At 72.8% G+C, this 18,961-nt stretch carries 18 protein-coding genes, 1 tRNA gene, 2 pseudogenes and 1 riboswitch; of the genes and pseudogenes, 14 read left to right on the top strand and 7 right to left on the bottom strand.

The features are described 5' to 3' along the window. Positions 1–42 precede the first annotated feature (42 nt). A complete protein-coding gene (locus tag ACWCYO_RS04065; RefSeq protein WP_270142019.1) occupies positions 43–1,104 on the bottom strand; it encodes an iron-containing alcohol dehydrogenase family protein in 1,062 nt (353 codons plus the stop codon). Next, positions 1,092–1,847, bottom strand: coding sequence for a phosphocholine cytidylyltransferase family protein (locus ACWCYO_RS04060; protein ID WP_270142021.1), 756 nt, complete (start codon positions 1,845–1,847; stop codon positions 1,092–1,094). Before ACWCYO_RS04060 ends, ACWCYO_RS04065 begins: the two co-directional genes overlap by 13 nt. A gap of 484 nt (positions 1,848–2,331) precedes the next feature. Here ACWCYO_RS04060 and idi point away from each other — a divergent pair, with 484 nt between their 5' ends. Further along, positions 2,332–2,985 carry an isopentenyl-diphosphate Delta-isomerase gene (gene idi / locus ACWCYO_RS04055; RefSeq protein WP_449783261.1) on the top strand — a complete coding sequence of 218 codons (654 nt, stop codon included), beginning with the start codon at positions 2,332–2,334 and terminating at the stop codon, positions 2,983–2,985. A 170-nt stretch (positions 2,986–3,155) separates the two neighbouring features. Here the strand turns inward: idi and ACWCYO_RS04050 are convergent, their stop codons facing one another. Then, a complete protein-coding gene (locus tag ACWCYO_RS04050) occupies positions 3,156–3,713 on the bottom strand; it encodes an ATP-binding protein (protein WP_270150835.1) in 558 nt (185 codons plus the stop codon). 408 nt (positions 3,714–4,121) lie between these two features. On the opposite strand from ACWCYO_RS04050, the gene ACWCYO_RS04045 reads away from it, so the two are divergent. Next, a tRNA-Leu gene (locus tag ACWCYO_RS04045) sits at positions 4,122–4,206 on the top strand. A 296-nt stretch (positions 4,207–4,502) separates the two neighbouring features. Further along, positions 4,503–6,167, top strand: a complete 1,665-nt coding sequence (locus ACWCYO_RS04040) for an APC family permease (protein ID WP_270142024.1) — start codon at positions 4,503–4,505, stop codon at positions 6,165–6,167. A 208-nt stretch (positions 6,168–6,375) separates the two neighbouring features. Here ACWCYO_RS04040 and ACWCYO_RS04035 read toward each other — a convergent pair whose 3' ends face one another. Next, entirely contained in the window at positions 6,376–7,353 is a 978-nt protein-coding gene (locus ACWCYO_RS04035) for a class I SAM-dependent methyltransferase (protein ID WP_449783260.1), read from the bottom strand. A 387-nt stretch (positions 7,354–7,740) separates the two neighbouring features. Here ACWCYO_RS04035 and ACWCYO_RS04030 point away from each other — a divergent pair, with 387 nt between their 5' ends. After that, positions 7,741–8,271, top strand: a complete 531-nt coding sequence (locus ACWCYO_RS04030) for a DUF6624 domain-containing protein (protein ID WP_270142026.1) — start codon at positions 7,741–7,743, stop codon at positions 8,269–8,271. Between the two features lie 153 nt (positions 8,272–8,424). Continuing rightward, a pseudogene (locus tag ACWCYO_RS04025) lies at positions 8,425–9,285 on the top strand (aldehyde dehydrogenase family protein); the annotation flags it as partial. An 88-nt stretch (positions 9,286–9,373) separates the two neighbouring features. On the opposite strand, the gene ACWCYO_RS04020 reads toward ACWCYO_RS04025, so the two are convergent. Then, the gene (locus tag ACWCYO_RS04020) at positions 9,374–10,864 is read right to left on the bottom strand and encodes a glycine hydroxymethyltransferase (RefSeq protein ID WP_449783259.1); all 1,491 of its coding nucleotides are present in this window, start codon (positions 10,862–10,864) and stop codon (positions 9,374–9,376) included. A gap of 20 nt (positions 10,865–10,884) precedes the next feature. Then, positions 10,885–10,980, bottom strand: a riboswitch (ZMP/ZTP riboswitch). Positions 10,981–11,168: 188 nt separating this feature from the next. Here ACWCYO_RS04020 and ACWCYO_RS04015 point away from each other — a divergent pair. Both ACWCYO_RS04015 and ACWCYO_RS04010 read left to right on the top strand, forming a co-directional pair. Then, a complete protein-coding gene (locus ACWCYO_RS04015) occupies positions 11,169–11,570 on the top strand; it encodes a cytidine deaminase family protein (RefSeq protein WP_405000791.1) in 402 nt (133 codons plus the stop codon). 88 nt (positions 11,571–11,658) lie between these two features. After that, positions 11,659–12,282 carry an EF-hand domain-containing protein gene (locus tag ACWCYO_RS04010; protein ID WP_449783258.1) on the top strand — a complete coding sequence of 208 codons (624 nt, stop codon included), beginning with the start codon at positions 11,659–11,661 and terminating at the stop codon, positions 12,280–12,282. A gap of 76 nt (positions 12,283–12,358) precedes the next feature. Here ACWCYO_RS04010 and ACWCYO_RS04005 read toward each other — a convergent pair whose 3' ends face one another. Further along, on the bottom strand, positions 12,359–12,934 hold the full coding sequence (locus ACWCYO_RS04005) for a TetR/AcrR family transcriptional regulator (RefSeq protein WP_449783257.1): 576 nt from the start codon (positions 12,932–12,934) through the stop codon (positions 12,359–12,361). Positions 12,935–13,080: 146 nt separating this feature from the next. Between ACWCYO_RS04005 and ACWCYO_RS04000 the strand changes: the two genes are divergently transcribed. Then, the gene (locus tag ACWCYO_RS04000) at positions 13,081–13,695 is read left to right on the top strand and encodes a dihydrofolate reductase family protein (protein WP_449783256.1); all 615 of its coding nucleotides are present in this window, start codon (positions 13,081–13,083) and stop codon (positions 13,693–13,695) included. On the opposite strand, the gene ACWCYO_RS03995 is transcribed toward ACWCYO_RS04000, so the two are convergent. Continuing rightward, positions 13,640–14,662 (bottom strand): EamA family transporter, encoded by a 1,023-nt coding sequence (locus ACWCYO_RS03995; protein WP_333493432.1) that lies wholly within the window; start codon positions 14,660–14,662, stop codon positions 13,640–13,642. The two genes, ACWCYO_RS04000 and ACWCYO_RS03995, sit on opposite strands and share 56 nt — an antisense overlap. Before the next feature lie 132 nt (positions 14,663–14,794). Here ACWCYO_RS03995 and ACWCYO_RS03990 point away from each other — a divergent pair, with 132 nt between their 5' ends. The 6 genes and pseudogenes from ACWCYO_RS03990 (at position 14,795) to ACWCYO_RS03965 (ending at position 18,951) form a co-directional block, all read left to right on the top strand. Next, positions 14,795–15,238 carry a gamma-glutamylcyclotransferase family protein gene (locus ACWCYO_RS03990; RefSeq protein ID WP_449783255.1) on the top strand — a complete coding sequence of 148 codons (444 nt, stop codon included), beginning with the start codon at positions 14,795–14,797 and terminating at the stop codon, positions 15,236–15,238. A gap of 105 nt (positions 15,239–15,343) precedes the next feature. Further along, positions 15,344–16,582 carry a precorrin-6y C5,15-methyltransferase (decarboxylating) subunit CbiE gene (gene cbiE, locus ACWCYO_RS03985; protein WP_449783254.1) on the top strand — a complete coding sequence of 413 codons (1,239 nt, stop codon included), beginning with the start codon at positions 15,344–15,346 and terminating at the stop codon, positions 16,580–16,582. Continuing rightward, positions 16,579–17,340, top strand: a complete 762-nt coding sequence (cobM, locus tag ACWCYO_RS03980; RefSeq protein WP_270142044.1) for a precorrin-4 C(11)-methyltransferase — start codon at positions 16,579–16,581, stop codon at positions 17,338–17,340. Before cbiE ends, cobM begins: the two co-directional genes overlap by 4 nt. Then, on the top strand, positions 17,337–18,089 hold the full coding sequence (locus tag ACWCYO_RS03975) for a cobalt-precorrin-6A reductase (RefSeq protein ID WP_449783253.1): 753 nt from the start codon (positions 17,337–17,339) through the stop codon (positions 18,087–18,089). Before cobM ends, ACWCYO_RS03975 begins: the two co-directional genes overlap by 4 nt. Before the next feature lie 130 nt (positions 18,090–18,219). Next, positions 18,220–18,724 (top strand): annotated as a pseudogene (locus tag ACWCYO_RS03970) (DinB family protein). 23 nt (positions 18,725–18,747) lie between these two features. Next, on the top strand, positions 18,748–18,951 hold the full coding sequence (locus ACWCYO_RS03965; protein ID WP_449783252.1) for a protein-tyrosine phosphatase family protein: 204 nt from the start codon (positions 18,748–18,750) through the stop codon (positions 18,949–18,951). Positions 18,952–18,961 lie beyond the last annotated feature (10 nt).

Genomic DNA, 18,961 nt, shown 5'->3' with positions numbered 1-18,961 from the left:
GTCAGGTCGACCGGGGGCCGCTCGGCGCCCGCGGTGGAGGGGTCAGCTGTTGACGGCTTGGACATAGTCGGCGTACGCGTCCCTGATTGCGGAAGGGGAGAGGTCGAGGTGTTCCAGGATGGTGTAGCGGCCCGGGCGGGTGTTCGGAGCGTAGTGCACCGCTTCGGTGAACTCCGCTTCGGTGAAGCCGATTTGAGCTGCGGTCACCGGCAGTCCGTGGCGCGCCAGGCGCTCCACGATCAGGCCGGTCAGCTCGCGCTCGCCCCGCAGGAAACTGGCGAAGGCGGCGCCGAGGCCCACCTGTTCGCCGTGCTGGGCGGAACGCTTGGGGTACATCACGTCCAGGGCATGGCAGATCTCGTGGCAGGCACCCGAGGAGGGCCGGGAACTGCCCGCGATGTTCATCGCGATGCCGGACAGTACCAGGGCTTCCGCGAGGGCCGTCAGGAGGTCCTGGTCCTGGGTGCTGCCCGGGTGCCGCAGCAGGTTCTCGCCCGCCGAGCGGGCCATCGCCACGGCCAGTCCGTCCACCGGTTCGCCGGTGACGGCGTGGGACAACTCCCAGTCCGCGCAGGCCGAGATGTTGGAGATCACGTCGCCTATCCCGGCCGCCACGAAGCGCTGCGGGGCCTGCCGGATCACGTCCAGGTCGACGATGATGCCGATCGGGCTGGGCACCCCGTAGGAGCCCCGGCCGGCGTCGTTGTCGAGGGTGGAGACCGGCGAGCAGATGCCGTCGTGGGCCAGGTTGGTGGCAACCGCGACCACCGGCAGGCCGACCCGGGCGGCGGCGTACTTGGCGGCGTCGATGATCTTGCCGCCGCCGAGGCCGACCACCGCGTCGTAGTGCTTGCCGCGCATCTCCTCGGCGAAGCGCACCGCGCTGTCGAGGCTGCCGTCGTCCACGCTGTACCAGTCGGCGCCGGGCAGGGCCGGCTCCAGGCGCTCGCGCATCGCGGCACCGGAGCCGTTGCTGATCGCCACCGCGATCCGGCCCGACGCGGACAGCCGCTGGTCCGCCAGGATGCCGCCGAGCGCGTCCAGCGCGCCCGGGCGGATCTCGGCGAACAGCGGCGACGGGACCAGTCGGGTCAGTACTGGCACGCGATCTCCCGCGCCTTCGCCAGGTCGTCGTGGTTGTCGACCTCGACCCAGGACACCTCGCCGATCGGCTGCACGTCGATCCGCAGGCCGCGGTCGACCATCTCCTGGTAGCCGTCCTCGTAGTACAGCTGGGGGTCGCGCTCGTAGGTGGCGCGCAGCGCGTCCGTCAGGTCGGCCGCGGCGGCGGGGTTGATCACGGTGACGCCGATGTACTCGCCGGTCGCCTCGGCCGGGTCCATCAGCTTGGTGATCCGGCGCATGCCGGCGGCCGGGTCGACGACGACCTTCATCTCCTCGTCGGCGAGCTTCTTCACCGTGTCGAGGGCGAGCAGGATGCCGGGGGCCCGGCCGGCCTCGGTGAGCTGCCGGTTGCCCTCCAGCATGGTGCGCTGCACCGAGGCCGGGTGCACGGTGTCGCCGTTGGCCAGCAGCAGGCCCTCGGAGAACAGCTCGCGGGCGCACCAGAGCGAGTACGCGTTGTTCCACTCCTCGGCCTTGTCGTTCTCGACCAGGTGGAGCTTGACGCCGTACTCGCTCTCCAGGGCGTCCTTGCGGTCGTACACCGCCTCCTTGCGGTAGCCGACGACGATCGCCGCCTCGCGCAGGCCGACCTCGGCGAAGTTGCCGAGGGTGAGGTCCAGGACGGTCCGCTCCCCGTCGACCGGCACCAGCGCCTTGGGCAGGGTGTCGGTGTACGGGCGCAGCCGGCGGCCGGCGCCGGCTGCCAGAACGAGGCCGATCATGCGGGGTCTCCTGATCCGTCGTGCGTCGTGCGGTGCGCGGGATGTGCCGACGGGTACGGCGGCGCTGAGCGCTCCGGACCGGCGTTCGGCCGGGCCCGGCGGCGGCGCGCCGGACCGGCACAGATCCGGGCAGCGTGTCGTATGTGATGGTAGGCGACCCGGACGATCCGCCCGAACGCGGTCGGAGGCGGTGCGGTGACGGCTGGGTGGAGGAGCCGTGATCGAACGGGGTGGGAACGGATCTCGAACTGGCCTGCGGGTCCAATGACCCTTTCGGGGGCTTCCCGGACCCTTCCGTGTCCGGATCGGGGCTCCCCCGGGTCATGATCCGCCCGGTTGTGCGTGGGACCCGTTCCGACCGCCACCCATACGGCAGACTGGAGCCCGACGCCGGCGCCGGTGCCCCCGCTGTGTTCCGTGCACTCCACCCGGTGCACAGGACGCACCCGATGCTTCCGTTGCTCCCGTTCCTGAAAGAGGCCCCATGCCCCAGAGTCCGCCGACCGAACCGACGCACTTCGCCGCCGAGATCGACACCGGTCTCGACGTGGAGACCGACGTGACGGTCGACCCACGGGCCTCCGCCGCCGCCTCCGCGGGTGCCGAGATCCTGCTGGAGCTGGTCGACGACGAGGGCGTCACGATCGGCACCGCCGAGAAGCTCTGGGCCCACCAGCAGCCGGGCCGGCTGCACCGGGCCTTCTCGGTGTTCCTCTTCGACCGCCAGGGCCGGCTGCTGCTGCAGCGCCGGGCGCTCGGGAAGTACCACTCCCCCGGCGTCTGGTCGAACACCTGCTGCGGGCACCCGTACCCGGACGAGCCGCCGTTCGTCGCCGCCGCCCGGCGCACCGCCGAGGAGCTGGGCGTCGCGCCGGCGCTGCTCTGCGAGGCGGGGACGGTCCGCTACGACCTGCCGGACGAGGCCTCCGGGCTGATCGAGCGGGAGTGGAACCACCTGTTCGTCGGGCTGGTCACCGCGCCGGTCGAGCCGGACCCGGAGGAGGTGGACGACTTCGCCTTCGTGACCGCGCAGGAGCTGCGCGAGCTGCGGACGGAGCGGCCGTTCTCGGTCTGGTTCGAGACGGTCTTCGAGGCGGCGCTGCCGGGGATCCGGGAGATCGCCGGGCGGGACTGGTAGCGGTCGCGCCTTCGTGCGGGCGGTCGTCCTCTCGGGGGCGGCCGCCTTCGTGCGAGGGGGCGTTCTCCTGGGGGCGGGCGCCCTCGTGGGGGTGACCGTCCTCGTGGGGGTGGCCGCCCTGGGGCGGGTGGTCGTTCTCGTGGGGGTCGTCGCCTTCGCGGGATCGGCCGTCAGGGGCCGGGCTCCGGGGGGACGGGCAGCGAGGCCCAGATGACCTTGCCGCCCTCCCCCGTGTGCTCGACGTCGCACACCCCGCCGGCCTGCAGGGTGACGCTCTTCACCAGCAGCAGGCCGCGCCCGCCGGTGCGGCCGGTGTCGCTCTCCAGGGCCTTCGGTCGGTACGGGTCGCCGTCCTCGACCGAGATCCGCACCCAGCCCCGGCGCACCGACAGCTCGGTGGTCACCTCGGGTGACAGCTCGGCCGCGTGCCGCACCGCGTTGCCGACCAGCTCGGAGACGATCAGCAGCACGTCGTCCACCAGTTCCTGGTAGCGCACCCCGGTCATGCCCTGGGCCAGCAGGCGGTCGCGCACCGCGTGGCGGGTGCGGGGCACGGAGGCCTCGACGGCGGGCACCCGGAAGTGCCACACGCCCTCGCCGGGGCCGTCGGCGGCCGACCGCCCGCCGGGTTGCCCGCCCGGCCGCCCGACTGGCCGACCGTCCGACCGTCCGTCCGACCGGCTGCCGGGTCTCGGCTCGGCCTTCGCCGACCCGCTGATCTGCTCCACGTCCAGCCGCCCTTCGTCCGCGACCCGGGAATCAGGCGATCCGCTCATGGCGCCCTCGGTCCACAGAGGCTAGGAGAGCGGTCGGTGCGACCGCGCCACCGTCGACAAGTTGCCCGTGTCGGATCGGTTCAGATCGGTTCCGATCGCGGGCGCGGGCGGAACCGATCGTTTGCTTCGCGCTCGCCACCGCTTCGGCCGGGGTTCGAGCGCCCTCGCGAGGCGTTCCAGCCAGTCCGGCCAGGCCGGGCGTCCCCATCGGGGGCGGGCTGCGGGGCGGGCTGCGGGCGGCGCGTGGGGCGGGCCGTGGACCGCGGCCGAGGAAACGCAGGTGAGAAGCACTCCAGAACCCTGGTAATGTTCTCTCTGTCGCCGAGGGGGCGAGAGAAAAACCCCCGGAGCACACACCCCGTCCGGGTGGCGGAATGGCAGACGCGCTAGCTTGAGGTGCTAGTGCCCTTTATCGGGCGTGGGGGTTCAAGTCCCCCCTCGGACACAGCCGAAATTCCCCGTGGAATCCGAAAGGAAGCCACGGGGAATTTCCTTTTCCCGGCCAGGTGCCGGCCCCTCCTCTTGATCCATTGCCCCCGGCGGTGTGGCGTCGGTCTCGTTCGGCGGGTCCAGCCGTCCGAAAGCCGGACACGAGATGGCAACGATCGGGCAGTTTGAGCTTCCTCTGAGGTATTCGCCCCTTTTCGAACCATAGGCTGCTGGGGTTTGTCCGGAATACCGACTCAAAACCGTAAAAGCACCGACACCATCCGCTGAACTCCGAGCGAGAGGACCGATACGTTGAGTGAGCCCGACTCGTTGACGGCATCACACCAGAACTACCGCCGATCGCTCGGAACGATCAGCCTGACCGCGGTCGGGCTGGGATCGATCATCGGTTCCGGCTGGCTGTTCGGCGCCGAGCGGGCGGCCAAGCTGGCCGGGCCCGCCTCGATCCTCGCCTGGGTGATCGGCGCCGCCGTGGCGCTGACCATCGCCCTCACGTACAGCGAGCTGGGGTCGATGTTCCCCAAGGCCGGCGGCATGGTCCGGTACGGCCAGTACTCGCACGGCTCGCTGGCCGGCTACCTGGCCGCCTGGGCCAACTGGATCGCCATCGTCTCGGTCATCCCGGGCGAGGCCACCGCGTCCGTCCAGTACATGAGCTCCTGGCACTACGGCTGGGCCAAGGCCCTGTACGACGGCAAGGAGCTGAGCACCAGCGGCGTCGCACTCGCGAGCGTCCTGCTCCTCGTGTACTTCGCGCTGAACTGGTTCGCCATCACGCTGTTCGCCAAGACCAACACGGCGATCACCGTCTTCAAGGTCGTCGTGCCGACGCTGACCGCCGGCGCGCTGCTCTTCGCGCACTTCGACACCTCGCACTTCACCAACCACGGCGGCTTCGCGCCGAACGGCTGGAGCGCGGTGTTCACCGCCGTGGCGACCTCCGGCATCGTCTGGGCGTTCAACGGCTTCCAGTCGCCGCTCAACCTGGCCGGCGAGGCCCGCAACCCCGGCAAGTCGCTGCCGAAGGCCGTGATCAGCTCGATCCTGATCGCGCTCGTGATCTACATCGCGCTGCAAATCGCCTTCCTGGGCGCCGTTCCGGACGACGGCCTGGCCAAGGGCTGGGGCGGCCTCGGCTACACCTCGCCGCTGGCCGACCTCGCGATGGCCTGGGGCCTCAACTGGCTCGCCATGCTGCTGTACGCGGACGCGTTCGTCTCGCCGTCCGGCACCGGCATGATCTACGCCGCCACCACCTCGCGCATGATCCACGGCGTGCAGGAGAACGGCCACCTGCCGAAGATCTTCGGCAAGGTCGACCCCAGGACCGGCATCCCGCGTCCGGCGCTGGTGCTCAACCTCGTGATCGCCTTCCTGTTCCTCGCGGTCTTCCGCGGCTGGGGCTCGCTGGCCGAGATCGTCTCGGTCGCCACCGTGATCTCGTACATCACCGGCCCGGTCGCCGTGATGGCGCTGCGCCGCCTCGCTCCGGACCTGCCGCGGCCGGTGCGACTGCGTGCCATGCCGGTGATCGCGCCGATCGCCATGGTGTTCGGCTCGCTCGTGCTGTACTGGGCCAAGTGGCCGCTCACCGGCAAGGTCATCCTGCTGATGGCCGCCGGCCTGCCGATCTGGGCCTGGTACGAGCTGCGCAAGCCGTTCGCCGAGCTGAAGCCGCATCTGAAGGCGGGCGCCTGGATGGTCGCCTACCTGTTCGTGATGGCCGGAATCTCCTGGGCCGGCAGCTCCGACTTCGGCGGCCATGCCTACCTGCCGGAGGGCTGGGACCTGCTGATCGTGGCCGGGATCGGGCTGGCGTTCTACTACTGGGGCGTCGCCAGCGCCTGGGCCAACCCCTCGCTGGCCGAGGTGCGCGACGAGCTGGCGGCCGACGCCGAGGCCCTGGCCGGGGCTGGGGCTGGGACCGCCGAGGCCGCGGAGGCTTCGCGGGTCTGAGCGGGTACGCGCTTGGAAGGGCCGGTCGGGCTTCCGACCGGCCCTTCGGCGTTCAAGTGACAGAGTCTGAAATCTGTCATCCGTTCGCTGTCATCTGTTTGCTGTTCGCTGTCGGCCGTTCGTTGTCGTCTGTTCGCTGTCGGCTGTTCGCTGTCGGCTGTCGGCTGTCGGCTGTCAGCTGTCAGCTGTCAGCTGTTCGCCGGCCCGATCAGCCGCGGCGGGCGCGGCGGATGGCGGAGGTGACGACCGGCGGGAGGAGGTCCCTGGCGGCGCGCTTGGCGACGTTGACCGGGCGGCGCGCCTCGGCGGCGCGGGCGCGGCGGACGGCGAGGTCGAGCGCGGCCTCGTCCTGGGCCACGCGGAGCGCGGCGCGGGAGGGCTCCGGCTGTTCCTCGCTGGGGCGCCGCGCGTGGCGGGAGCCGCGGAACGGCCGGATGCCCTCCGAGCTGCCGGTCATCCGCAGCAGCTGCCGGCCGTTCAGGGTCTCGGTGCTGAGCTCGCAGCCGGACGCGAGGTCCAGCCGGTCCAGCAGGTCGCGCTGGAACGGCTCCGGGTCGCCCCAGGTGCCGTAGAACTTGCACTCGGTGAGCATGATCGGCTTGAGGCCGTGGTTGAACACCGCCTCCCAAGTCGCGGCCGCTACCCCGGGGGTGTGCTGGGCGCGGTAGTCGTCCAGCACCACGACGCCCTGGTCCTGCAGGGCGACCCGGGCCACCTGGAGGTCGCCCACCACGTGCTCGTAGAGGTGCGAGGCGTCGATGTGGATGAAGCGGTACGCCCCGGCCGGGATCCGCCCGCCCGCCAGCACGGAGGTCGGGGCCTGGATGATGTCCGGCAGCTCGTCGTGGAAGGACAGGTAGTTGGCCTCGAAGGCCGACCTGGTCAGCGTCTTCCGGTAGGAGATGTCCATCTCGTCGGAGTTCTCCTCGTCCGGTGCGTCCGAGTCGAACAGGTCACAGATGGTGAAGGTCTCGCCGGGCTGGAGGTGCTCGCCGATCACGATCGCACTGCGGCCGAGGTAGGCGCCCATCTCCAGCAGGTCGCCGGTCACGCCCCGCTTCGTCTGCCGCGCCAGGAACCACTCGAAGGAGTGCCGGTCGTGGTCCCAGAACCAACCCGGGACGTCCTCCAACACGGCCGGTACGCCGGGCTGCCGCGATTGGCCCTGCAAGGCGGTGTCGGTCACGGGATGCTCCTTAGCGGTACGGATGACCTGTGGGTTCTGAGCAACATCTCGGCGCGGCGGCGGCCTTCCGGCCAGGAGACGGACCGGATCACCCGGCCGCACACGAGTCGACCCAACACCGACAGTAGGCCCCGCCACGGAGTTCGCTGCAATCTACAGCGGCACCCGGGCGATGAGGAGGGCTTCGGGAGCCCGAATTGCCGAAACGTCGAACCCGCGGGTTCGCGACCGGACGTGAACACGGTCTGTCGGGTGGCGTACGTCCATTGTGTCCCGATCGACCGCTCCGCGTCACCGGTCGCACGGATGATCTTCGTCGCAGTTCCGGCACCTACCGTGGTCGCAGGCGGCCCCACCGGCGGGCCGGAGTGCAGGGAGCGGATCGGCATGACGACAGCACGGGGTGACCGGATGGATCTCCAGGGGAGCGCCCTGGCAGCCGAGTTGGTGGCGATGATGGTCGAGGACAACGCGACCGCACGGCTGGCGCACAGTTCCGACCTGGCAGAACAGGCCGTCTGGCGACGGCTCACCGCCCGCCACGGGGACCGGCTTTCGGAGATCATGGCGGTGCACGGCTGGCCGACCGAGCGGGCCGTCGGCGCCGACGCCGCCCGAGCGGCCTGGCTGGTCGCCCAGCACGCCGACCGTCAACTGGACGTCCAGCGGCGGGCGGTGGAGCTGATGGCCGAGGCGGTGGCGGTCGGCGCCGCGAGCGCCCGGGACCTGGCCTTCCTGGAGGACCGGCTCGCCGTCAACGAGGGGCGCGAGCAGCGCTACGGCACCCAGATCGGCGCGGTGGCGGACGGGCGCCCGGTGCCGTGGCCGTGCGAGGACCCGGAGCGACTGGACGAGCGCCGCGCGCAGGTCGGGATCGAACCGTTCGACGAGTACACGGCGCGGTTCGCTCCCAGGTGACCGTCCGGTCCACGCGGCGGGATCGGCACTTGCGCGCGACCCGCCGGCCGCCTTGACTGACCATCTGACCAGCGCCGTCGGTCAACGGGCGGCTGACCAGCTGAGAGGACGACCTGTGCAGGAGTACGCGGAGTACGACGACCAGTACACCGCGGCGCCTGGCGGCCCTCCGGGGACTCCGGATCGATCGCCGTGCTGAACCCGGCGACGGAGCAGGTGCTCGCCACCCTCCCGGCGGGCGCGGCGGCCGACGTCGACGCCGCCGTGGCGGCGGCCCGCCGGGCGGCCCGCGGCTGGGCCGCCACCACCCGCGAGGAGCGGATCGAGCTGCTGACCCGGCTGCGGGACGGGATCGCCTCCGCCCAGGGCGAGATCACCTCGACCGTGGTCGCCGAACTGGGCGCCCCGGTCGGCTTCGCCGGGGCCGTGCACGCCGGGCTGCCGCTGACCGTGGCGACCTCCTACCTGACGCAGCTGGCCGAGCACCCCTTCGAGGAGCGGATCGGCAACTCGGTGGTGCTCGCCGAGCCGGCCGGGGTGGTCGCGGCGATCACGCCGTGGAACTACCCGCTGCACCAGATCACGGCCAAGGTCATCCCGGCGCTGGCGGCCGGCTGCCCGGTGGTGCTGAAGCCGGCCGAGGACACCCCGCTGGTGGCCCGGCTGTTCGCCCGGCTGGTGCACCAAGCCGGCTTCCCGGCCGGGGTGTTCAACCTGGTGACGGGTACCGGCGCGGTCGCGGGCGCGGCGCTCGCCGCCCATCCTGAGGTGGACGTGGTGTCGTTCACCGGTTCCACCGGCACGGCCTACGGCCTGGCGGGCGGCGTCTGGGCCGCGAACACCGACACCGCCGCCGTCTTCGCCCGCCGGCTCGACACCGGCCAGGTGGACCTCAACGGCGGGCGCTTCAACCCGCTGGCGCCGTTCGGCGGTTACAAGAACTCCGGGCTCGGCCGTGAACTGGGCCGGCACGGGCTGGAGGAGTTCCTGCAGTACAAGTCGTTGCAGTACTAGTGGGGTTGAGCCGGGGCTGCCGCCCAGCAGTTCGGCGGCCCCGGCCCGACCCGCTGGTGCGGCAGCGGTCGGGCCGGGCCGGAACGGCTCAGACCAGGTCGACGCCCGGGTAGAGCGGGAAGGGCGCGAGGAGATCGGCGGCGCGCTTGGCGATGCCGTCGCGGAGGGACTCGTCGAGGGCGTAGTTCGCCTTGGAGGGTGCGCCGTTGGCGGTGGTGGTGGGCGCGGTGCCGCGCAGGACGGTGTCGATCAGGGCGGCGATCTCGTCCATCTCGCCGGTGCCCAGGCCCCTGGTGGTGAGCGCCGGGGTGCCCAGCCGGACGCCCGAGGTGTACCAGGCGCCGTTCGGGTCCTGCGGGACGGAGTTGCGGTTGGTGACGATGCCCGAGTCGAGCAGCGCCGCCTCCGCCTGACGGCCCGTCAGACCGTAGCCGGAGACGTCGGCGAGCACCAGGTGGTTGTCGGTGCCGCCGGTGACCAGCTTGCCGCCGCGGCGCAGCAGGCCCTCGGCGAGCGCCTGGGCGTTGTCGACCACGGCGCGGGCGTAGGCCTGGAACTCGGGGCGGCGGGCCTCGGCGAGGGCGACGGCCTTGGCGGCCATGACGTGCGAGAGCGGGCCGCCGAGCACCAACGGGCAGCCGCGGTCGACGTGTTCGGCGAGCTCGGCGTTGCTGAGCACCATGCCGCCGCGCGGGCCGCGCAGGGACTTGTGGGTGGTGGTGGTGACGATGTGGGCGTGCGGCACCGGGTCGTGGTCACCGGTCAGCACCTTGCCCGCGACCAGGCCGGCGAAGTGCGCCATGTCGACCATGAGGGTCGCGCCGACCTCGTCCGCGATCTCGCGCATCCTGCGGAAGTCCACCAGGCGCGGGTAGGCGGAGTAGCCGGCCACCAGGATCAGCGGGCGGAACTCGCGGGCGGTCTCGCGCAGCGCGTCGTAGTCGATCAGGCCGGTTTCCGGGTCGGTGCCGTAGCTGCGCTGCTCGAACATCTTGCCCGAGATGTTGGGCCGGAAGCCGTGGGTGAGGTGGCCGCCGGTGTCCAGGGACATCCCGAGCATGCGCTGGTTGCCGAGTTCCTGGCGCAGCTGGGCCCAGTCCTGCTCGGTGAGGTCGTTGACGCCCCGCACCTTGGCGCGCTCCAGGGCCGGGCTCTCGACCCGCTGGGAGAGGACGGCCCAGAAGGCGGTGAGGTTGGCGTCGATGCCCGAGTGCGGCTGGACGTAGGCGTGTTGGGCGCCGAACAGCTCGCGGGCGTGCTCGGCGGCGAGCGCCTCGACGGTGTCGACGTTGCGGCAGCCGGCGTAGAAGCGGCGGCCGACGGTGCCCTCGGCGTACTTGTCGCTGAACCAGTTGCCCATGGCGAGCAGGACGGCCGGGGAGGCGTAGTTCTCGCTGGCGATCAGCTTGAGGGAGGCGCGCTGGTCCTCCAGCTCCTGCCCGATGGCGGCGGCGATCCGCGGCTCGACGCCGGCCACGACGTCCAGGGCGGTGCGAAAGGCGGTGTCGGCCGCGGGGCTCGCGGCGGTGTGCGGCTGTGCGGCGGTCAGTTGGGGCTGCTCGGGCTGGGGCTGGGCCATGGCGGTCTCCTGGTGGGGATGCGGACGGCCCAGGCGCTCGGCAACGGACGTGAGGATTCACGGGACCGCTTCCCGATGGTCGATTCCATCCGCACGCGCCAGTCGCGGTCCACCGGGATCGTACCAACACCGCGGAGACCGTGGCGGCCCGGGAGCTGCCGGCGGCGGCGCGCTGAGGGGTCCTCGCCCGGGGCGAAAGGGATCGGCGATGTGGAGGCGATATGCGTTGGCGCGATCACGGGCGGGGCGGTCATGCTCGAGGCGTTCCGGCTTTCGTCAGGGAGGACCAGCACTCATGTCCGGCATGGATCACGGGGGCGTCGACCAGGAGCTCGTCGAAGCGGCCCGGGAGGTGGCCCGGCGGTACGCCCGGGGCGACAACCACACCGTCGCGGCGGCCGGGCGCAACGCCGACGGGCGGATCATCACGGCCCTGAACGCCTACCACTTCACCGGCGGTCCGTGCGCGGAGCTGGTGCTGATCGGGGCGGCGGCGGGCCAGGGGGCGTACGACCTCACCACGGTGGTGGCGGTGGGCGACCGCGAACGCGGGGTGATACCGCCGTGCGGACGCTGCCGTCAGGTGCTGCTCGAGTACTTCCCGGAGCTCGGGGTCATCGTCGGGCAGGGCGCGGAGCTGCGCACCCTGCCGGTGCTGGAGCTGCTGCCGGAGGCGTACGTCTGGGCCGACCACCAGGTGGACTGAGCGGGGGCGGCCGGGCGCCGCCGCGCGCCGCCGTTCGCCCTTCGTTCGGCTGCGCGAGCGCGGCCCCAGGCGTTAGCGTGCTGACGACGTGACGTCGCTCAACGTGCCGCGGCCCAGGAGCCGTGAGATCGCCACCGGAGGGGGCACATTGTCGGACGACCTGCTCATCGCGAAGATCAATCACGGTTTCGACCACCTCGACGCCGACGGGGACGGACTGCTCACCGAGCGGGACCACGTGCTGATGGGCCACTCGGTGGCCCGCTCGCTCGGCCACCAGGAGGGCTCGGAGGCGGAGGCCGTGATCGTCCGCGCCTACCTGACGGTCTGGCACGACCTCCATCTCGCCGGAAAGCCCGCCGGGACGGAGGCGATCACCCGCGAGCAGTTCGTCGCCTCGACCGGCGCGCTCGCCGACGACCCGCAGGCCGCCCGGGAGATCCTCGGCGCCCTGGCCGAGGCCTTCCTCGCCGTCGCCGACGCCGACCGCAGCGGAACGGTGGACGCCGGCGAGTTCTTCGTCTTCCAGCGCGGCCACTTCGCCGGGCTCTGCCGCGACGACGCCGATGAGGCCTTCCGCCGCCTCGACCTGGACGGGGACGGGACGCTGTCGGCGGCCGAGTTCACCAGCGCGATCATCGAGTACTGGACCAGCCGCGACCCGGCGGCGCCGGGGAACTGGTGGACGGGGAAGGCGCCGTACGCGCTCTGACCAGCAGATCTTGACCCGCAGGCCTCCGCCGACCCGCTTCGGGCCGGTGGAGGCCTGCGCGCGCTCCGCGCGTCGGTCAGGCGGCCGGGACGATCCGCTCCACGACGGTCTCGATCAGGGCGGCGAGGCCGTCGACGCCCAACACCTCGGGCAGGGTGAGGTGTTCGAGGATGAGACCGGTCATGGCGAGGTAGAGGACGAGGACGGTCTCGCGGTCGCCGGGAAAGCCCTCGCCCAGGTGGTAGGCGATGTTGGCCTCCAGGTCGTCCCGGATGGTGCCGGTGAGCTGGGCCCGCAGCTCCGGGCGGCGGGTGGCCTCCAGGCGCAGTTCGAGCATCGCGAGGTAGCCGGCCCGGTCGGCGGTGATGCGGCGGAACACGTCGTGCATCAGGGCCGTGACCAGCGCGCGGTCGCGGGGGGCGCGCAGCAGCTCGGCGAGGATGGCCGCGTCCGGGGTGAGCCGCTCGTGGATGCGCCGGGCGGCCTGGTGGAGCAGGTGGTCCCGGCTGGCGAAGTAGTTGGAGGCCGTCCCGGTGGGGACGCCGGCCTGCCCGTCGACCGCGCGGAAGGTGAGGCCGCGGGCGCCCTCGCGGGCGAGGACCTCGATGGCGGCGTCGGCGAGGGCGGTGCGGCGGGCGGGGTTCTGGGCCATGGGGCGATTCTCTCCTGTTCCGTCCGGCGGGTACGCGGGGTGTCGATCGAATCCCCTTGCAACCACTACAGACGAAGTACTATAACTGTCGTGGTTACCGCGACGGGCCGAACCGGCCCGCGCACACCTCGACCTCAAGGACGCGTATGCGCAAGCTCAGCTACTTCGTCGGCGCCACCATCGACGGCTTCATCGCCGCGCCGGACGGCGGCTACGACTTCTACGCCCCGTTCCTCACCGAGGACTACACCCCGACGATCTTCACCGAGTACCCGGAGACCATCGCCACCCCCGGCCGCGCGGCGGTCGGCATCGCGGACGCCCCCAACAAGCGGTTCGACACCGTGCTCCAGGGCCGCGGCAGCTACGACGCCGGGCTGGCCGTCGGACTCACCAGCCCGTACGCCCACCTGCGGCAGATCGTCTTCTCCCGCTCCCTGGAGACCAGCCCGGACCCGGCGGTGGAGGTCACCACCGAGGACCCGCTGAGCGTCGTCCGCCGACTCAAGCAGGAGGACGGGCTCGGCATCTGGCTCTGCGGGGGCGCCGACCTGGCCGGTCAGCTGCTGCCCGAGATCGACGAACTGATCGTCAAGCAGTACCCGGTGGTGGTCGGGTCGGGCATCCCGCTGTTCCGCGCCGGCTTCGAGCCGCGCGCCTTCACGCTCACCGACAGCCGGATCTTCGAGCGGGGGAACGTCGTCCTCACCTACGCGCGGACGTCGCCTTCGGCTTCGACCGACTCCCCGGCCGCCGGCTGACGCTCACCACCAGGCAGACGCCGACCACCACGATCGACCCGCCCACCAGCGTCGGACCGGTCAGCGGCTCGGCCAGGATCAGCCAGCCCAGCAGCACCGCGACCACCGGGTTCACGTACGCGTAGGTGGCGACCAGGGTCAGCGGGGCCGACTGCAACAGCCAGGCGTACGCGGTGAAGGCGAGCAGCGAACCGAACAGCACCAGGTAGCCGAGGGCCAGCCAGGACCGGCCGGAGACGGCCCCGAGGTCCAGCCCGTGCTGCTCACCGCGGGCCAGCCCGATCAGCACGTTGCACAGGCCGCCCGCCAGCATCTGGTAGGCGCTCGCGGCGAGCACGTTGCCCGGCATCGGGATCTTCTTGCTCGCGAACGAGCCGGCCGCCCAGGCCAGCGTCGCGCAGATGATCAGGACCACACCGAGCGGCTCGACGGACCCGCCGATCGCGGGGGCGGACAGCACACCGAGACCGACCAGGCCCAGCAGCACCCCGGCGAGCTCGGCGCGCTTCGGGCGCTCGCCGCCGCCGAAGGCCGTCAGCACGACCATCCACAGCGGGACGGCGGCCACCAGCAGGGCGGCCAGTCCGGACGGGACGGAGGTCTCGCCGAGCACCACCAGGCCGTTGCCGCCGGTCAGCAGCAGCACCCCGACCAGGGCGGCGGAGGCCAGCTGGCGGCCGCTCACCCGCAGGCCGGCCGGGCCCTGGCGGACCAGCAGGTAGCCGAGCAGCAGCAGGCCGGCGGTGAGGAAGCGGGCGGCGGCGGAGAAGAAGGAGGGCATCGTCTCGACCGCGATCCGGATCGCGAGGTAGGTCGAGCCCCAGACCACGTAGACCACCGCGAGGGCGAGCCAGACCGCGCCGGAGAGGCGGGCGGTGGCGGGAACGGTCACGGGGGCGGTCGGGGTGCTGCCGGTGGGGGTGCTGTCGGGGGTCGTCGCCGGTTGTGGGGAGGCGGGTGATGTCATGGGTGTCCCCCTAGGACGGTGCTGGCTGAACATCCGCCATGACAGCGCATCCGCGGCCCGCCGCGCCAGTGGGTATCACCAATCGGTCAGCGGAACGTACCGTGGGCGCTCCCCAGCGAGGAGGTCGAACCCGTGTCCGCGTCCGAGCAGGCCTCACCGATCGAGCCTCCCCTGCCGTTCTTCGTGTACGGCACCCTGCGCAGCGGCGGCCGCAACCACGCCGTCCACCTGGCCGGGCGCTGCAGCGGGATCCGGCCGGCAGTGCTGGACGGCGCCGCGCTGCACGAGGGACCGGGGTACCCGTTCGCGGTGGCGGACGCGACGCCCGGGCGCCGGGTCGTGGGCGAGCTGGTCACCGTGCGCCCGGGCGCGTACGCCGGGGCGCTCGCGGACCTGGACCGGCTGGAGGGCTGCCGGGCGGACGGGACGGGGCTGTACGTGCGGCGGCGGTTGGCGGTGCGGACGGCGGCGGGCGAGCGGCGCGAGGCCTGGGTGTACCTCGCCGGGCCGGCCGCCGAGGCGCGGCTGCGGGCACGGCCGGCGCTGATCGCCTCGGGAGACTGGACGGAAAGGTGAGGGCGGGCGGGTCCGGCCCGGACCTGTGAGGGCGGGCGGGTCCGGCCGACATACCGCCAGGTAGGCTGCCCCGGCCAGCAGGAACGAACGACGAGGAGCCACCCGGTGCCCGAGCTGCCACCTCCGATCACCGTCGTCGGGATCGGGGCCGACGGCTGGCCCGGTCTCGCCGCCGACTCCCGTGCCGCGCTGCGGTCCGCCGAAGTGGTGATCGGCGGCACCCGGCAGCTGGAGCTGCTCCCCCACGAGGAGGTCACCGCCGAGCGCGTCGCCTGGCCGTCCCCGCTGCGCCCGGCCGTCCCCGGGTTGCTCGCCGACCACGCCGGCCGCCGCCTCGCCGTCCTGGCCAGCGGCGACCCGATGTTCTTCGGCATCGGCCGCACCCTCGCCGACACCGTCGGCGCCGAACGGCTGCGCGTCCTGCCGCACCCGTCCTCGGTCTCCTACGCCTGTGCCCGGCTCGGCTGGCCGCTGGAGGCCACCGAGGTGGTCAGCCTGGTCGGTCGACCGCTGGACGCCCTCGCGCTCGCCCTCCACCCCGGGCGCCGCCTGCTGGTGCTCAGCGCCGACGCCGGCACCCCGGCCGCCGTCGCCGCGCTGCTCGCCGAGCGCGGCTTCGGCACCGCCCGCCTGCGCGTGCTCGAACAGCTCGGCTCCCCCGCCGAGCGACAGTTCGACGGCCCCGCCGCCGACTGGCCGCACCCGCCCGGCGACCCGCTGAACCTGATCGCGATCGAACTCGGCGACGGCCCGCGCGGCTCGCTCGTCCCCGGCCTGCCCGACACCGCGTACGAGAGCGACGGCCAGCTCACCAAGCGGCACGTCCGCGCCGCCACCCTGGCCACCCTCGCCCCGTCCCCCGGCGAACTGCTCTGGGACGTCGGCGGCGGTTCCGGCTCGATCGCCATCGAGTGGCTGCGCGCCCACCGGGACTGCCAGGCCGTCACCATCGAGCGCGATCCGGTCCGGGCCGAGCGGATCAGCCACAACGCCGCCGCGCTCGGCGTGCCCCGACTCCGGGTGGTGACCGGCCCGGCCCCCGCCGCACTCGCCGAACTCCCCACCCCCGACGCCGTGTTCATCGGCGGCGGCCTCACCGCTCCCGGCCTGTTGGACAGTTGCTGGGCCGCCCTGCGCCCCGGCGGCCGGCTGGTCGCCAACACCGTGACGCTGGAGTCCGAGGCGCTGCTCACCGAGTGGTACCGGCGCCACGGCGGGGAGTTGGTCAAACTGGCCGTCGCCCACGCCGTCCCGGTCGGCGGCTTCACCGGGTGGCGGCAGGCCATGCCGGTCACCCAGTGGTCCGCCGTCAAGCCCAACACCCCCCAGGAGGACGCCTCGTGACCGTCTACTTCATCGGAGCCGGCCCGGGCGCCGCCGACCTGATCACCCTGCGCGGCCAGCGAATCCTGGCCCGCGCCGAGGTCTGCCTCTACGCCGGCAGCCTCGTCCCGCGCGAGCTGCTGGACGAGTGCCCGCCCGGCGCCCGGCTGATCGACACCGCGCAGCTCAACCTGGACCAGATCACCGCCGAACTGGTCGCCGCACACCGGGCGGGCCAGGACGTGGCCCGGCTGCACTCCGGCGACCCGTCCGTCTTCTCCGCCGTCGCCGAGCAGATGCGCCGCCTGGACGCGGCCGCCGTTCCGTACGAGGTCGTCCCCGGCGTGCCCGCCTTCGCCGCCGCCGCGGCCGCGCTGAAGCGGGAGTTGACGGTGCCGACCGTCGGCCAGACCGTCATCCTGACCCGGATCGCCAAGCGCGCCACCCCGATGCCCGAGGGCGAGGACCTCGCCACCCTCGGCCGCAGCGGCGCCCTGCTGGTGTTGCACCTGGCCGCCGGCTACGTGGACGACGTGGTCGAGCAGTTGCTCCCGCACTACGGCGCGGACTGCCCCGCCGCGGTGGTGGCGATGGCCAGCCGCCCGGACGAGCTGGTGCTGCGCGGCACGCTCGCCGACATCGCAGGGCAGGTCAAGGAGGCGGGTGTGGTGCGCACCGCCGTCATCATCGTCGGCCGCACGCTCGCCGCCGAGCAGTTCCGCGACAGCCACCTCTACTCGGCGGACCGCGAGCGCCCGCACGAGCCCTGCGGCGCATGAGCGGGGCCGCGGCGCACGTCCTGATCCTCGGCGGGACGACGGAGGGGCAGGCGCTGGCCGCCGCGCTGGACGGCCGTCCGTCCCTGCGGGTCACCAGCTCGCTGGCCGGACGCGTCGCCCAACCCCGGCTGCCCGCCGGGGAGGTGCGGATCGGCGGCTTCGGCGGCCCGGACGGGCTGGCCGCCTGGCTGCGCGCCGAAGGGGTGGCGGCCGTGGTGGACGCCACCCACCCGTTCGCCGCCGGGATGTCCCGCAACGCCGCCCTCGCGGCCGCCGCCACCGGTGTGCCGCTGCTGGTGCTGCGCCGCCCCGGCTTCGCGCCCGTCCCCGGGGACCGCTGGCACCTCGTGCCCTCGCTCGCGGCGGCCGCCGAGCTGCTGCCCGGCCTCGGACGGCGGGTCCTCCTCAGCTCCGGCCGGCAGGGCATCGGCGCCTTCGCCCACCTGGACGGGCTGCACTTCCTCGCCCGCTCGGTGGACCCGCCCGAGCCGCCGCTGCCACCCTCGCTCGAAGTCCTGCTGGACCGCGGCCCGTTCACCCTCGACGGCGAGCGGGCGCTGCTGCGCGACCACCGGATCGACGTGGTCGTCACCAAGGACAGCGGGGGCGCCGCGACCGCGCCCAAGCTCACCGCGGCCCGCGAACTCGGCCTGCCGGTGGTCGTGGTGGAGCGCCCGCCGGTGCCGGAGGGCGTACCGGTCGCGGCGGACGTGGCGGGCGCGGTGCGCTGGCTGGAGCGGACGGTCTGAGTCCGGGGCGCGTGCTCAGGCGCGTGTCCGGGCGCGTGCTCAGGCGCGTGTCCGGGCGCGTGCTCAGGCGCGTGTCCGGTGGGTGGAATCTGTCGGGCGGTCGAGGTGGCCGGACTGTCAGGATGGTTCGATGACCGATGACCAGCGCACCGCCACCCTGCGCACCGCCGACGAACGGGCCACCCTGGCAAGCTTCCTGGACTACCAGCGCGACACCCTGGCGATGAAGTGCGCCGGCCTGACCGCCGAACAGCTCCGCACCCGCGTACTGGAACCCTCCGGGCTCTCCCTGCTCGGACTGGTCCGCCACCTCGCCGAGGTGGAGCGCAGCTGGTTCCGCAACGTCCTCAACGATGAATCCCGGCACGGTTTCTGGAAGCACCCCGACGGCACCTTCGCCGAGTTCGACGTCGAGACCGCCGACCCGGAGGAGGCCTTCGCCGTCTGGCGCCGCGAGTGCGACCACGCGCGGGAACTCGTCGCCGCCGCACCGTCGTTTGGACGTCCTGGGCCACTACGGCGAGGAGGTCTTCTCGCTGCGCTGGATCCTCACCCACATGATCGAGGAGTACGCCCGCCACAACGGCCACGCCGACCTCCTGCGCGAGCACCTCGACGGCAGCACCGGCGAGTAGCGCAGCGACGCCGGGGCCGGCGGGTGCTGGTGCGCTGCCGGTCGGGCTACAACCGCTCGGGCCTGGTGGTGGCGCAGGCGCTGGTCGAGCTCGGGTACGGCACGGACGAGGCGGTCCGGCTGGTGCGGGAGCGGCGTTCGCCCTGGGCGCTGAACAACCCGGTGTTCATGGACTACCTGAACACCGGGTTGGACGTGGCAGTGTTGCTGACCGGCCTCGACGGGTGAGGCCGGTCAG

This window comes from Kitasatospora sp. NPDC001683 (genome assembly GCF_053596495.1).
This window is presented reverse-complemented; position numbering and strand designations above follow the sequence as displayed.

Excerpts from the sequence above, each read along its gene's own strand:
- ACWCYO_RS04060 (WP_270142021.1), bottom strand. The coding sequence starts at position 1,847 with ATGATCGGCCTCGTTCTGGCAGCCGGCGCCGGCCGCCGGCTGCGCCCG.
- ACWCYO_RS04030 (WP_270142026.1), top strand. The coding sequence starts at position 7,741 with ATGACGACAGCACGGGGTGACCGGATGGATCTCCAGGGGAGCGCCCTG.
- ACWCYO_RS04015 (WP_405000791.1), top strand. The coding sequence starts at position 11,169 with ATGGATCACGGGGGCGTCGACCAGGAGCTCGTCGAAGCGGCCCGGGAG.
- ACWCYO_RS04020 (WP_449783259.1), bottom strand. The coding sequence starts at position 10,864 with ATGGCCCAGCCCCAGCCCGAGCAGCCCCAACTGACCGCCGCACAGCCG.
- idi (WP_449783261.1), top strand. The coding sequence starts at position 2,332 with ATGCCCCAGAGTCCGCCGACCGAACCGACGCACTTCGCCGCCGAGATC.
- ACWCYO_RS03995 (WP_333493432.1), bottom strand. The coding sequence starts at position 14,662 with ATGACATCACCCGCCTCCCCACAACCGGCGACGACCCCCGACAGCACC.
- ACWCYO_RS04000 (WP_449783256.1), top strand. The coding sequence starts at position 13,081 with ATGCGCAAGCTCAGCTACTTCGTCGGCGCCACCATCGACGGCTTCATC.
- ACWCYO_RS04005 (WP_449783257.1), bottom strand. The coding sequence starts at position 12,934 with ATGGCCCAGAACCCCGCCCGCCGCACCGCCCTCGCCGACGCCGCCATC.
- ACWCYO_RS03975 (WP_449783253.1), top strand. The coding sequence starts at position 17,337 with ATGAGCGGGGCCGCGGCGCACGTCCTGATCCTCGGCGGGACGACGGAG.